The sequence below is a fragment of the Kitasatospora sp. NPDC024654 genome (assembly GCF_055559155.1).
On record NZ_JBVHLF010000071.1, the window covers coordinates 26,748 to 40,274 of the forward strand.

Here is a 13,527-nt window from a genome sequence, read left to right on the forward strand (position 1 = left end):
ACCTCCCCTCCACCCCCCCCTCCCCCCCCCCCCCCCCCCCCCCCCCCCCCCCCCTCCTCCCCTCCCCCCCCCCCCCCCCCCCCACCCCCCCCCCCGGGCCCCCCCCCGGTCCGGGCCCGTCGCGCCGCGCGCAGCTCGCGGACCCTGCGCGCGGCCGGCCCGCGGTCCAGCGCCGCCGCGCCGCCGAGCACCGTCCGCGGCACCGCGCCGACCAGGTTGAAGTCGCCGAGCACCAGGTAGGGCCGGGGCAGGTCGGCGATCCACCGGCGGATCCCGGCCAGCTGCGCCATGTTCCAGCCCGGCACGAAGGACAGGTGCGTGGCGACCACGGTGAACGGCCCGCTCCCGCCCTCGAGCACCGCGGCCAGCGCGGCCCGCGGCTCGTCCGGCACGGGGGTGAGGCCGCGCCGGCCGGCCACCCGCAGCGGCAGCCCGAACGGTGCCGGGGCGAACCGCCGGGCCCGCCAGTGCCGCACCGGGAGCCGGCTGAGCAGCGCGGTGCCGTACGCGGGCCGGTCTGCGGCACTGCCCAGCTCGTCTGGACCGTAGACCTGGAGTCCGGTCACCGACGGGTCGCGCAGCCAGCCGGCCACCGGCGCCGGCCGGCCGTGCAGCGCGGCGGCGAACCGCCAGTCGGCGGCCCCCATCGCCTTGGCGGCGACCGCGCTCTGGTCGGTCAGGCCCGAGCGCTGCTGGTAGCGGTCCACCTCCTGGAGCGCCAGTACGTCGGCGTCCAGCGCGGCGATCGCCTCGTGCAGGGGGTCGCCCGCCTCGTCCGGATAGGGCAGTGGGCTGCCGTCGGCGGCCAGCGGCTGACCGTGCAGCAGGTTGAAGGTCGCGATGCGCAGAGGGCTCACAGACGACGACGGTACTCCCGGGTAGTGACGAGCTTGAGCCGCGACCACATACCGGGTATACATACTTGGTATGTCCATCCGCCACGGCCTGCTCGCCCTGCTCGACCAGGGACCGCGCTACGGCTATCAGCTGCGTACCGAATTCGAGGCCCGCACCGGGGCCACCTGGCCGCTCAACGTCGGACAGGTCTACACCACGCTCGGTCGCCTGGAGCGCGACGGCCTGGTCGTCCCGGACGGCGAGGACGAGGAGGGACACCTCTTCTACGCGGTCACCGAGAAGGGACGCGCGGAACTGCGCGACTGGTTCGAGACCCCGGTGCCGCGGAACAGCCCGCCCCGGGACGAACTGGCGATCAAGCTCGCGATGGCGGTGACCGTCCCGGGGGTGGACGTGCACGCCGTCGTCCAGGCGCAGCGCAGGCACAGCGTCAAGGCGCTGCAGGACTACACCCGGTTGAAGGCCCGGGCGTTGGCCGGCGAGCCCGTCGGCTCCGCCGCGGACGGCCGCTCCGACCTGGCCTGGCTGCTGGTACTCGATCAGCTGATCTTCCAGACCGAGGCCGAGGTCCGCTGGCTGGACCACTGCGAGACCCGGCTCGCCAGCTACCGGGAACGGCCCGTCGCCGAGCCCGGTCCCGCTTCCACCGCGCCGGCCCGTGGCCGCCGCACCCGGGCCTGACGGCCCGTCCGACATTCTGAAACACGCAACCGCTGGGGGATTGTCTTGACCGAGAACCAGCCACCCGCCGGCACCCGACCGGTGCTCAGCCTCGCCGGGGTCACCCGGGTGCACGGGCAGGGCGCCGCCGAGGTGCACGCCCTGCGCGGCATCGACCTGGACGTCCACCCCGGTGAGTTCGTCGCCGTGATGGGGCCTTCCGGATCCGGCAAGTCCACGCTGCTCACCCTGGCCGGCGGGCTGGACAGCCCGACCACCGGCCAGGTCCTGGTCGAGGGCGAGTCGCTCGGCGACCTCTCGCGCAAACGGCTCGCCCAGGTCCGCCGCCGCTCGATCGGCTACGTCTTCCAGGACTACAACCTGATCCCGGCGCTCACCGCGGCCGAGAACATCGCGCTGCCCCGCGAGCTGGACGGCCGGTCCGCCCGGTCCGCCCGCCGGGAGGCGCTGGCCGCGCTGGAGGAGATCGGGATCCCCGAGCTGGCCGACCGGTTCCCCGACGACATGTCCGGGGGCCAGCAGCAGCGGGTGGCGATCGCCCGCGCCCTGATCGGCGACCGTCGCCTGGTGCTCGCCGACGAGCCCACCGGCGCGCTGGACTCCACCACCGGCGAGACCGTGCTGGCCGTCCTGCGGGCCCGCTGCGACGCCGGCGCCGCCGCCATGATGGTGACCCACGAGGCCCGGCACGCCGCCTGGGCGGACCGGGTGGTCTTCCTGCGGGACGGCCGGATGGTCGACGAGACCGGCCGGCAGAGCGCCGAGACCCTGCTGGTCACGGCGGCCACCAACAGCCTGAACGGGCCGGTGACCGAGTGAGCCTCGCCTCCTGGCGCGTCGCCCTGCGGATCGCCCGCCGGGACGCGCTGCGCGCCAAGGGCCGCAGCGCCCTGGTCCTCGCCATGGTCGCGCTCCCGGTGCTCGGCGTGGCCGGCGCCGACGTGGTCTACCGCAGCTCCGTCCTGACCCCGGCCGAACGGGCCGACCGCCTGATGGGCCGGGCGGACGCCCTGGTCCAGCTGCAGAACCCCGGCTCCATCGTGCTCCAGGCGCCCGACCCGGGCGACGGCACCGACCAGCGGCAGCCGACGGCCGGCCAGCAGTCCACCCCGGAGCAGCGGCGCAGCCTCGCCACCGACCCGGCGACGCTGGTCGGCCAGCTGCTGCCGGCCGGCTCGGTGCTGACGCCGGTGGCGGGCTACGACGCGATGGGCCTGGCCAGTTCCGTCGACGGCCTGCTGCGCACCGAGACCGGTGAGGCGGATCTCGGCAACCCGGTCTGGCACGGCAAGCTCGACATCGTCCAGGGCCGGGCGCCGACCGCCGACCACGAGGTCGCCGTCACCCGGCAGTTCCTCGACCAGTCGAAGCTGGAGATCGGCGGCAGCACCACGCTGCGCGGCCTGGACAGCCGGCCGTTCACCATCACCGGCGTGGTCGAGGACCCGAACCAGCTCAAGACCGTCGGCCTGGTCGCGCGCCCCGGCCAGCTGGCCGCACTGGACGAGCAGAACCAGACCGGCCCGAACTCCTGGCTGGTCCAGCTGCCCGCCGGCGCGACGGTGGACTGGGCCAAGGTCCAGGAGTTCAACAAGTACGGCTTCACGGTGGCCTCGCGCAGCGTGCTGCTCGACCCGCCGCCGCGCTCCGCGGTGCCGTACTACGCCCAGGAGGACCCCCAGGGCGGCGACTACCTGAACCGGACCCACGTGGTCATCATGGCGACCGTGGCCGGGATGGCGCTGTTGGAGATCGTGCTGCTGGCCGGCCCGGCCTTCGCGGTCGGCGCTCGGCGCTCCCGGCGCCAGCTCGGCCTGCTCGCCGCGGGCGGCGGGGACCGCGGGCAGATCCGGGCCGTGGTGCTCGGCGGCGGCGTGGTGCTGGGGCTGGCCGGCGCGGTGGTCGGGGTGGTGCTGGCCGTCGTGCTGGTGGTGGTCACCCGGCCGTGGACCGAGGAGTACGCCGGCCGGCGGTTCGGCCACCTCGGGCTCCAGCCGCTGGACCTGATCGGGATCGCCGCGCTCGGCCTGGTCACCGGGCTGCTGGCGGCCGTGGTGCCGGCGGTGCAGGCGGCCCGACAGGACGTGGTGGCCGCGCTGACCGGTCGTGGCGGGGTCAAGCCGCCGTCCAGGAAGCTCGCCGCGCTCGGCCTGCTGATGCTGGCCGGCGGGGCGGCGCTGGCGCTGTACGGCGCCACCGGCGGGCTCGGCAGCCGCAGCACGGTCGTGCTGGGCGGCTCCATGATCGCCGAGCTGGGCATGGTGGCCTGCACCCCGATGGTGGTCGGCCTGTTCGGCAGGCTGGGCCGCTGGCTGCCGCTCGGACCGCGGCTGGCGCTGCGCGACTCCGTCCGCCACCGGGGGCGGACCGCGCCCGCGGTGGCCGCGGTGATGGCGGCGGTGGCCGGCTCGGTGGCGGTCGGCATCTACTCCGCCAGCAGCCAGCAGGAGCAGCGCGAGGAGTACACGCCGTCGGCCCCGCGCGGCGCGGTCACCCTGACCACCGCCTACTCCCCGGGCCACGGGCCCAGCCTGTTGCCGGCCGAGCGCGACGCGGTCGCCCAGTCGATCCCCGACCTCGGCACCCGGGCGGACATCGGCATGGTGCAGTACCACGGCGACTGCCGGACCGACGGGAGCTGCGGCGACGTGTCGGTGTTGGCCCCGGTCGACCGGCGCTGCCCGCTGGACGGCCTGGCCAGCCCCAGCCTCACGGACCGCGAGCGGTACGCCTCGGACCCGCGCTGCGGCCGGAGCTACAGCGGCTGGTTCGGCGCGCTGGTCAGCGGCGGCCCGGAGGTGCTGCACAACCTGTTCGCGCTGCACGACGACGCCGTCGAGAAGGCCGCCGCGCAGGGCAAGGTGGTGGTCTTCGACCCGGACCTGGTGGAGAACGGCAAGGTCGTCCTGCGGCTCAGCGAGCCCTACCCGCCGAACACCTCCAGCTCCGACGGGCCGCCGCCGCACCACGACGTCACGGTGGACGCGGTGGCCGTCAAGGTCGACAACCCGGCCGCGCAGGCCTACCTGACGCCGCAGACGGTCAGCGCGCTCGGCCTCACCAGCTCCGACCAGGGTTCGGTCTGGCTGCCCGCGACCATCCCGTCCGGCAGCGCCGAGCAGCGGGCGAACGCCGCGGTCAGCAGGGCCACCGGGAGCACCTACAGCTTCCGGATCGAGCGCGGCTTCCAGCCGCAGAGCAGCCTGATCATGCTCGGGCTGACCGGGTTCGCCGCGCTGGTCGCGCTCGGCGCGGCCGGCATCGCTACCGGGCTGGCCTCGGCCGACTCGCAGCAGGACCTGACCACGCTGGCGGCGGTCGGCGCCGCGCCGCGGATCCGGCGCACGCTCTCCGGGTTCCAGTGCGGGGTGATCGCCGCGATGGGCGCGGTGCTCGGCACGGTCTGCGGGATCGTGCCGGCGGTGGCGCTGCGCAAGGTGGAGGGGATGGGCAGCGGCTTCCCCGGCTCGCCGGCGGCCCACGTGGTGATCGCCGTCCCGTGGAGCAACCTCGCCGTCACCCTGCTGGCGGTCCCGTTGCTGGCCGTGCTGCTGGCCGCCCTGCTGACCCGCTCGCGGATCGCGCTGCTGCGCCGCACCGGCTGAGCGTGACGGAGGTTACAGCGCCGCCCCGGTCCGAGCCACGGACGGGGGCGGCGTTCGGCCGTACCGGCGAACTAAAGTCGTCCGTATGACGAAAACCCCGGACAGCGTCGTCCGCTCCTACCTCGACCAGCACCAGGCCGCGTTCCTCGCCGATCTCGCCGACTGGCTGCGCATCCCCTCCGTCTCCGCCGACCCGGACCGGGCCCAGGACGTCCGCCGCTCCGCCGAGTGGCTGGCCGCGAAGCTGCGGGAGACCGGGTTCCCGGTGGCCGAGGTGTGGGAGACGGACGGGCTGCCGGCGGTCTTCGCCGAGTGGCCCTCCGGCGAGCCCGGGGCGCCCACCGTGCTGGTCTACGGGCACCACGACGTCCAGCCGGCGGCCAAGGAGGACGGCTGGGACACCGAGCCCTTCGAGCCGGTGACCGTCGGGGACCGGCTGTACGCCCGGGGCGCGGCCGACGACAAGGGCCAGGTGTTCTTCCACACCCTCGGCCTGCGGGCGCACCTGGCGGCCACCGGCCGGACCGCGCCGGCCGTCAACCTCAAGCTGCTGGTGGAGGGCGAGGAGGAGTCCGGCTCGCCCAACTTCGGCGCGCTGCTGCGCCGGGAGGCCGACCGGCTGGCCGCCGACGCGGTCTTCGTCTCGGACACCGGGATGTGGAACGAGACCACCCCGACCGTCTGCACCGGCATGCGCGGCATCACCGACTGCCAGGTCGACCTGTACGGACCGGACAGCGACATCCACTCCGGCTCGTTCGGCGGTGCCGTGCCCAACCCCGCCACGGTGGCGGCCGAGCTGGCGGCGGCGCTGCACGACGCGGAGCGCCGGGTGGACGTCCCCGGGTTCTACGACGACGTGATCGAGCTGACCGAGCGCGAGCGCGAGCTCTTCGCCCGGCTGCCGTTCGACGAGGCGCAGTGGCTGCGGGTGGCCAAGTCGCACGGCACCCAGGGCGAGGCCGGCTACAGCACTCTGGAGCGGATCTGGGCCCGGCCCACCGCCGAGGTCAACGGCGTCTGGGGCGGCTACACCGGCCCCGGCCGGAAGACCATCGTGCCGGCCGAGGCGCACCTCAAGCTGTCCTTCCGGCTGGTCGCCGGGCAGCGGGTGGAGAAGATCCAGCAGTTGGTCCGGGAGTGGATCGAGGCGCGGATCCCGGCCGGCGTCCGGTCCGAGATCGTCTTCAAGGGCGCCAGCCGGCCCTGCCTGACCCCGCTGGACCACCCGGCGCTGCAGTCCACCGTGCGGGCGATGGGCCGGGCCTTCGGCCAGGAGATCCTGTTCACCCGCGAGGGCGGCTCCGGCCCGGCCGCCGACCTGGCCGAGGTGCTCGGCGCCCCGGTGCTCTTCCTGGGCATCTCGGTCCCCTCGGACGGCTGGCACTCGATCAACGAGAAGGTCGAGATCGGCCTGCTGCGCAAGGGGGTGGAGGCCTCCGCGTACCTCTGGGGCGACCTCGCGGAGCACTTCCGGCCCGCCGCGGCCGATGCGAACTGACGGCGCCGGCCAGGCGTCCACCCTTACCAGCTGTGATCGGGCCCACTGTGATCGGGGACAGACCATCATGAGCACCACGTCAGAGACCGGACTTCCGCTGCGGCTCCCGCTCGCCCGGGCCGGGGTGGACCGGGCCGCCGAGCACCGGCTGGACGAGCCGTGGCTGGCCGCCGCCTGGAGCCACCCCAGCACCAAGGTGCTGCCGATCTCCGGCGGCGAGGCCTTCGTGGTGGACACCGCGACCGGCACCGAGCTGGTGCTGCTGCCCTCCTTCGAGGCGCCGACCGAGGGCGACCGGTACTTCCTCGGCACCGACGAGGACGGCGTGTCGTACTTCGCGCTGGCCGGCGAGACGCTGCCGGGACGGCTGGACGGCGACGCCCGGCCGGCCGGGCTGCGCGAGGTCGGTGGCACCCTCTCGGACCGGGACGCCGGGCTGCTGGTGCACGCGGTCGCGCTGGAGCACTGGCACCGGCTGCACAGCTTCTGCTCGCGCTGCGGCCACCCGACCGAGAAGGCCGGCGCCGGCCACCTGCGGCGCTGCACCTCCTGCGCCGCCGAGCACTACCCGCGGACCGACCCGGCGGTGATCATGGTGATCACGGACGAGGAGGACCGCTGCCTGCTGGGCCGGCAGGCGATCTGGCCGGAGGGCCGCTGGTCCACCCTGGCCGGCTTCGTCGAGCCGGGCGAGTCGATCGAGCAGGCGGTGGCCCGCGAGGTCCTCGAGGAGGCCGGGGTGCGGGTGGCCGAGGTCGGCTACGTGGCCAGCCAGCCGTGGCCGTTCCCGGCGAGCCTGATGCTGGGCTTCAGTGGGAAGGCGGCGCCGGGCGGTACCGCGATCACCGTGGACGGCGAGGAACTGGCCGAGGCGCGCTGGTTCTCCCGGGAGGACCTGCGGGCCGGGATGGCGTCGGGCGAGATCCTGCCGCCGTCCGGGATCTCGATCGCGCGGCACCTGATCGAGCGCTGGTACGGCGAGCCGTTGCCGTCGGCCGCGCGCTGGTAGCCGGATTATCGGGAGGGGCGTGCGGGAATTTCCGTGCGCCCCTCCCGGCTTTTGCCGGTCGGGAATGATCGGCCCGGTCCGGGTGAAGCCCGTGTCCAGGAAGAATTCCGGCCAATCAGTGCCGCGCCGCCGCCCTGGTCAGGGCCGCCCGGCCGGGTGCGGGCCGGACCTCGACGCGGGTGGTTGGAATGATTTCGGCGACGACTGATCGGGGAGCCGGTGCGGTCGCTCGCGCAATCCGCAATCCTGGCCAATATTGGCCCGTTTAGCTGAAAGGGCGGAACCCGAATCGCTACATTCCCCGTGTGACCATCTCCAGAGGAAGCGTTCCGTCCCCCAAGTACCAGCGACTGGCCGCCGATCTGCGCAGGCGGATCGCGGCCGGTGAGTGGCGCAGCGACGTTCCGCTGCCGGTGGAGTCCGAGCTGGAGCAGCAGTACGGCGTGGCCCGCAACACCGTCCGGCTGGCGGTGGACGTGCTGGTCAACGAGGGGCGCCTGGTCCGGCTGCAGGGCAAGGGCACCTATCTGAAGGAGCACCCGGTGCTCGACCACTGTGCCTTCGAACCGCTGCCGGGCGGTGGGCTGCTGCCGGCCCAGCGGAGCAGCCTGGCCGCGCCCAGTGAGGTCTACGCGGTCGAGGCGGACCGGGCCGGCCGGTCGCTCACGGTGGACTTCGAGATGCTGATCGTCCGGGCCCGGGTGGACGTCGCGCAGCGGCTCGGGCTGCGGCCGGGTGAGGCGGTGGTGGTCCGCCGCCAGCTGCGGCTGATGGACCGGGAGCCGTACTCGATCGAGGAGAGCCACTACCGGGCCGGGCTGGCGGCGGGAACCGCGCTGATGGAGCCCGATCCGGTGCCGGGCGGGGACGAGCAGGTGCTGGTCGAGCTGGGCCGGACCGAGATCGGCGCGGTGGACCAGCTGGTCTCCCGGATGCCCGGTCCGGAGGAGGCCCAGTGGTTCCAGGGCGGTCCCGGCGTGCCGCTGCTGGTGCAGACCCGGGTGACCTACGACGGCCGCGGCCCGGTCCGGGTGATCGAGACCCGTTACTCGGCCGACCGCTGTCGGCTGGTCTACGGCCTGGGCGAACTGACCGCCCGCTCCGGCCCCTGACCGGCCGGGGCACGCCGAGGCCCGGCCCCGGCGGGGGCCGGGCCCGGTGGGGCTCAGGCGACCAGGGCGGCCTGGACCTGGCGGAGGCTGGGGTTGGTCATCACGGTCCGGGCGCCGCCGGGGGCGGTCACCAGAACGGTGGGGACGGTCTGGTTGCCGTTGTTCACCGACTCGACGAAGGTCGCCGACTCCGGGTCGTTCTCGATGTTGATCTCGGTGTAGCCGATCCCCTCGCGGTCCAGCTGGCTCTTCAGTCGCTGGCAGTAGCCGCACCAGGTGGTGCTGTACATCGTGACGCTGCCGGTCATCGAACAATCTCCTTCGCGAGGGTGGGGGCGGCTGCCCTGCTGCACAACGCACCGGGTGGCCGGGTGATTCCAGGGAGTCCCCGCAATCCTGCCAGGCCGATGGTCGTACCGGGCCTGTGGACAATCGGCGACGGGCTCCGGTCCGGACCTGCCAGGATGTCGCGCACCCGGTCCCGGTGACCGGACCGGCCCGGGACCACCCGGCGGGCTGAGAGGATGGACCGCATGCAGGAAGAGCTCCAGACCGGCGACGCGTACGGTACCCAGCACCTCCCCGGCCTGTCCGGCGGGGGGCCGTCCGGCGGGTACGGCGGTCGGCCGGCCGACCCGGACGCGGTGCTGGCCGGCCTCGACCCGGAGCAGCGGGCGGTCGCCACCGCCCTGCACGGCCCGGTCTGCGTGCTGGCCGGCGCCGGCACCGGCAAGACCCGGGCGATCACCCACCGGATCGCCTACGGGGTGCGCAGCGGCGTCTTCCAGCCCCAGCAGGTGCTGGCCGTCACCTTCACCGCCCGGGCCGCCGGCGAGATGCGCGGCCGGCTGCGCCAGCTCGGCGCGGACGGCGTGCAGGCCCGGACCTTCCACGCCGCCGCGCTGCGCCAGCTCCAGTACTTCTGGCCGCGCGCGGTCGGCGGCGAGGTGCCGCGGCTGCTGGAGCGCAAGGTCCAGCTGGTCGCCGAGGCCGCCGGGCGGACCGGCCTGCGCGTGCAGCGCTCCGAGCTGCGCGACCTCACCAGCGAGATCGAGTGGGCCAAGGTCACCCAGATCGTGCCGGACGACTACCCGGTCGCGGTGGTCAAGGCCGGCCGCGACGCCCCCCGGGACCCGGCCGAGATCGCCCGGGTCTACGCCACCTACGAGCAGACCAAGCGCGACCGCAACGTCATCGACTTCGAGGACGTGCTGCTGCTCACCGCGGCGATCCTGGAGGACCGCCCGGAGATCGCCGAGCGGGTGCGCGCCCAGTACCGCCACTTCACGGTGGACGAGTACCAGGACGTCTCCCCGCTCCAGCAGCGGCTGCTGGACCAGTGGACGGGTCTGGGCAGCGGCTTCGGCGGAGCGGGCAGCCTCTGCGTGGTCGGCGACGCCAGCCAGACCATCTACTCCTTCACCGGCGCCACCCCCGACCACCTGCTGAACTTCCGGACCCGGCACCCCGACGCCACGGTGGTCAAGCTGGTCCGCGACTACCGCTCCACCCCGCAGGTGGTCCGGCTGGCCAACGGGCTGCTCGCGCAGGCCCGCGGCGAGGCGGCCCGGCACCGGCTGGAGCTGGTCTCGCAGCGCGATCCCGGCCCCGAGCCGCTCTACGTGGAGTACGCGGACGAGCCCGCCGAGGCCGAGGGCACCGCGCACCGGATCAAGGAGCTGCTCGCGCGGGGCCCCGAGAACGGCGGCTGTCGGGCCAGCGAGATCGCCGTGCTGTTCCGCACCAACGGCCAGTCCGAGGTCTACGAGCAGGCGCTGGCCGACCTCGGGCTGCCGTACCAGCTCAAGGGCGCCGAGCGGTTCTTCGAGCGGCCGGAGGTGCGCGAGGCCGGCCTGCTGCTGCGTGGCGCGGCCCGGGCCGGCAGCGACCCGCTGACCGCCGACGCGCCGGACCTGGCCGCCCAGGTCCGGGCGGTGCTGGCCACCCGCGGCTTCACCGCCACTCCGCCGGCCGGGTCCGGCGCGGTCCGGGAGCGCTGGGAGTCGCTGGCCGCGCTGGTCCGGTTGGCCGAGGAGTTCGAGACCGGGCGGCGTTCGGCGGGCGAGCCGGCCGACCTGGCCGCCTACGTCGCCGAGCTGGACGCCCGGGCCGCCGCCCAGCACGCGCCGGCGGTGGAGGGCGTCACGCTGGCCTCGCTGCACGCCGCCAAGGGCCTGGAGTGGGACGCCGTCTTCCTGGTGGGCCTGACCGAGGGCACCCTGCCGATCATCTACGCCAAGACCGACGAGCAGCTGGAGGAGGAGCGCCGGCTGCTCTACGTCGGGGTGACCCGGGCCCGGCTGCACCTCACGCTCTCCTGGGCGCCGGCCCGCTCGCCGGGCGGCCGGGCGAGCCGCAAGCCCTCCCGCTTCCTGGACGGCCTGCGGCCGGGCTCCGGCGCCCCCGGCGCCCGCTCCGGCGGCGCCGCCGCACGGGGGAGCGTGGAGCCCGGTGGGGAGCGTGCGGCGGGTCGCCGGGCGCGGGGCCCGGTCAAGTGCCGGGTCTGTGGGCGCACCCTGACCGAGGCGGTCGAGCGCAAGCTGCGCCGCTGTGAGGACTGCCCCTCCTCGATGGACGAGGGGCTGTTCGAGCGGTTGCGCGAGTGGCGGGCCCGGCAGGCGAAGAAGCAGGGTGCGCCGGCCTACGTGGTCTTCACCGACGCGACCCTGATGGCGATCGCCGAGGATGTCCCGGCCAGCACTGCCGAGCTGTCCCGGATCTCCGGGGTCGGCGCGCTCAAGCTGGACAAATACGGGTCCGCCGTGCTCTCGTTGTGCGCGGGGGAAGAACCGGAGGAGGACGACGACCAGGCCGCGGCCGTGGACGTCCTCCCGGGCGAGGCTCCCACGGACCGTTCGCCCCAGCCGGTGGACGGCCCGTCGGGCGATGCCCCGGGTGACTCTTCCGAGTACTCCTGAAACTCGCCGGAAAAATAGTTTGCGCGCCGTACGCGGTGCGCAATAGCCTGCCGGAGCGGTCAAGGGGACGCGACCGCGAGCCGATCAGGAGCACTCCTGACCTGGCTTTCTCCTGCGCAACAAAGCTCCATCGCAGCACCGTTCGACCGCAGGACTGCTTGACCGACCACATCCGAACACCGGAGCCCGGGGGACTGGGCACCGCGAGACGCCGAGAGGAGGCGATGACAGTGGAGACCACGAAGATGAACACCGACCTGACTGGCCAGACTGCCGTTGCCGCTTCCGTGCGTCTGCCGTTCGCGGGTGTCTCCGCGCTCGGCATGTCGTTCTCCGGTGTCCGCGGCGGTCTGGGCCTCGACGCCAGCGTTGTCTGCTTCCCCGGTGCCCTCGGCAGTGATGTCGCCACCGGCAGTGGCACGGGCACGGGTGTCGAGACCGGTCTGTCCCTCGGATGGGTCTCGGTCGACGTCGATTTCGCGCACGTGCTGCGTGCCGGTCGACCGACCAAGGCACCGAAGGCAGCGCGGATGGAGGCCGAACACGGCGCCTATCTGCAGGTCATCGGTGCCGGAGCCGAGAAGCAGGACGAGCAGCTGATCAAGCAGGCCAAGGCCGCCCCCATGGGCGCCGAGGCCATCCGGAACAGGGCCTTCCGCGGGCCTGAACCCTGGAGAGAGCGAACCTGAGGCACCCTCAGGTCGGCACCTTTCCAGGGCCGCGGAACCCGATACCGGGATCCGCGGCCCTTCTGTTTTGTCCGGTACGACAGACCACCAGGCCCCTCGGGGCCTCCGGTCCAGCCCACCAGTCGGCTGGACCGGAACCAGAACTCCAGACGAGGAAGACGCAACCAGTGTCCACGGTCACCACACCGCCCCTCCCGTCCGTACCGCCCACAACGCCGACCAAGGCAGCCCCCGCTCCGTTCCCCCCTCCTCCGGAAGGCTCTCTCATGCAGATCACCGCGCTCGACGACGCCGAGGCACTCGGCGCCACCATCCCCTGCCGTGCCTTCGACCCCGAGGTCTTCTTCGCCGAGACCCCGGCCGACGTCGAGTACGCGAAGTCCCTCTGCGGCACCTGCCCGGTGAAGGAGGCCTGCCTGGCCGGCGCCCTCGACCGCCGCGAACCGTGGGGCGTCTGGGGCGGCGAGCTCTTCGTGCAGGGTGTCGTGGTGGCCCGGAAGCGGCCGCGGGGCCGTCCGCGCAAGACCGAGGTCGTGGCGTGATCCCCGCACTCCGAGCAGCTTCCGTCCCCCGGGAATGCCCCCCGGCGGACGACGCACTGCGCCACTCCGTCCGCATCGCCGTCGCCCGTGCCGATGCCGCGCTCCAGTCCACCTACCCGACCAGTCACGAGCAGGACCACCACCACATGGCCATCACCACAGGGCACCGCGCCCGCACCGAGCAGACCGCCGAACTCTCCGCCCAGAACAGGACCCTCGAAATGCATCTCATGCAGGAATCCCTGGCCCGCGCCCATATGCAAGAACGCCTCCACGAGGCTGAGCACCAACGCCTGGTGCTCAGCGCGGTGCGGGTGGCCCGGCTGAGGCGGCGCGCCGAGCGCGTCTCGCTGCGGGCCCGCAAGGCGCTCGCCGCCGCGGTGCTGTGAGCCTCGGGCGGCGGGGGAGCCGCCGCCCGCAGGCTCGTTGACGCAGCGCCGTCCGCCTCCCCGGTGGCGCGTCACCGCCCGGTCCCCGTCCGGGTGGTGACGCGCCACCAGCTCCCCCGAGGAACGATCGGCCCGGGGGGGGGGGGGGGGGGGGGGGGGGGGGGGGGGGGGGGGGGGGGGGGGGGGGGGGGGGGGGGGGGGGGGGGGGGGGGGGGGGGGGGGG

Annotated in this window: 12 protein-coding genes; 10 read left to right on the top strand and 2 right to left on the bottom strand. The window is 74.3% G+C overall.

Annotated elements, in window-relative coordinates; all coding sequences use genetic code 11:
- The coding region (locus ACZ38L_RS30235; RefSeq protein WP_465699181.1) for an endonuclease/exonuclease/phosphatase family protein at positions 1-857 on the bottom strand (857 nt) is incomplete at its 3' end.
- A 70-nt stretch (positions 858-927) separates the two neighbouring features.
- Between ACZ38L_RS30235 and ACZ38L_RS30240 the strand changes: the two genes are divergently transcribed.
- From ACZ38L_RS30240 to ACZ38L_RS30265, 6 genes are all read left to right on the top strand, one after another.
- A complete protein-coding gene (locus ACZ38L_RS30240; protein WP_465699184.1) occupies positions 928-1,539 on the top strand; it encodes a PadR family transcriptional regulator in 612 nt (203 codons plus the stop codon).
- A gap of 45 nt (positions 1,540-1,584) precedes the next feature.
- The gene (locus tag ACZ38L_RS30245) at positions 1,585-2,358 is read left to right on the top strand and encodes an ABC transporter ATP-binding protein (protein WP_465699187.1); all 774 of its coding nucleotides are present in this window, start codon (positions 1,585-1,587) and stop codon (positions 2,356-2,358) included.
- Positions 2,355-5,144: an FtsX-like permease family protein gene (locus ACZ38L_RS30250; protein WP_465699189.1), complete on the top strand. Its 2,790-nt coding sequence runs from the start codon at positions 2,355-2,357 to the stop codon at positions 5,142-5,144. The genes ACZ38L_RS30245 and ACZ38L_RS30250 overlap by 4 nt, the downstream gene beginning before the upstream one ends.
- An 85-nt stretch (positions 5,145-5,229) precedes the next feature.
- A complete protein-coding gene (locus ACZ38L_RS30255) occupies positions 5,230-6,645 on the top strand; it encodes a dipeptidase (protein WP_465699191.1) in 1,416 nt (471 codons plus the stop codon).
- 67 nt (positions 6,646-6,712) lie between these two features.
- Positions 6,713-7,654: an NAD(+) diphosphatase gene (nudC, locus tag ACZ38L_RS30260; RefSeq protein ID WP_465699194.1), complete on the top strand. Its 942-nt coding sequence runs from the start codon at positions 6,713-6,715 to the stop codon at positions 7,652-7,654.
- A gap of 305 nt (positions 7,655-7,959) precedes the next feature.
- A complete protein-coding gene (locus ACZ38L_RS30265; RefSeq protein WP_465699196.1) occupies positions 7,960-8,766 on the top strand; it encodes a GntR family transcriptional regulator in 807 nt (268 codons plus the stop codon).
- Between the two features lie 53 nt (positions 8,767-8,819).
- Here ACZ38L_RS30265 and ACZ38L_RS30270 read toward each other — a convergent pair whose 3' ends face one another.
- Positions 8,820-9,074 carry a mycoredoxin gene (locus ACZ38L_RS30270; RefSeq protein ID WP_465699200.1) on the bottom strand — a complete coding sequence of 85 codons (255 nt, stop codon included), beginning with the start codon at positions 9,072-9,074 and terminating at the stop codon, positions 8,820-8,822.
- A gap of 225 nt (positions 9,075-9,299) precedes the next feature.
- Between ACZ38L_RS30270 and ACZ38L_RS30275 the strand changes: the two genes are divergently transcribed.
- From ACZ38L_RS30275 to ACZ38L_RS30290, 4 genes are all read left to right on the top strand, one after another.
- A complete protein-coding gene (locus ACZ38L_RS30275) occupies positions 9,300-11,684 on the top strand; it encodes an ATP-dependent DNA helicase UvrD2 (RefSeq protein ID WP_465699202.1) in 2,385 nt (794 codons plus the stop codon).
- A gap of 230 nt (positions 11,685-11,914) precedes the next feature.
- Positions 11,915-12,373, top strand: coding sequence for a hypothetical protein (locus ACZ38L_RS30280; RefSeq protein WP_465699205.1), 459 nt, complete (start codon positions 11,915-11,917; stop codon positions 12,371-12,373).
- A gap of 167 nt (positions 12,374-12,540) precedes the next feature.
- On the top strand, positions 12,541-12,915 hold the full coding sequence (locus tag ACZ38L_RS30285) for a WhiB family transcriptional regulator (protein ID WP_396557754.1): 375 nt from the start codon (positions 12,541-12,543) through the stop codon (positions 12,913-12,915).
- The gene (locus ACZ38L_RS30290; RefSeq protein ID WP_465699208.1) at positions 12,912-13,304 is read left to right on the top strand and encodes a hypothetical protein; all 393 of its coding nucleotides are present in this window, start codon (positions 12,912-12,914) and stop codon (positions 13,302-13,304) included. The genes ACZ38L_RS30285 and ACZ38L_RS30290 overlap by 4 nt, the downstream gene beginning before the upstream one ends.
- Positions 13,305-13,527 lie beyond the last annotated feature (223 nt).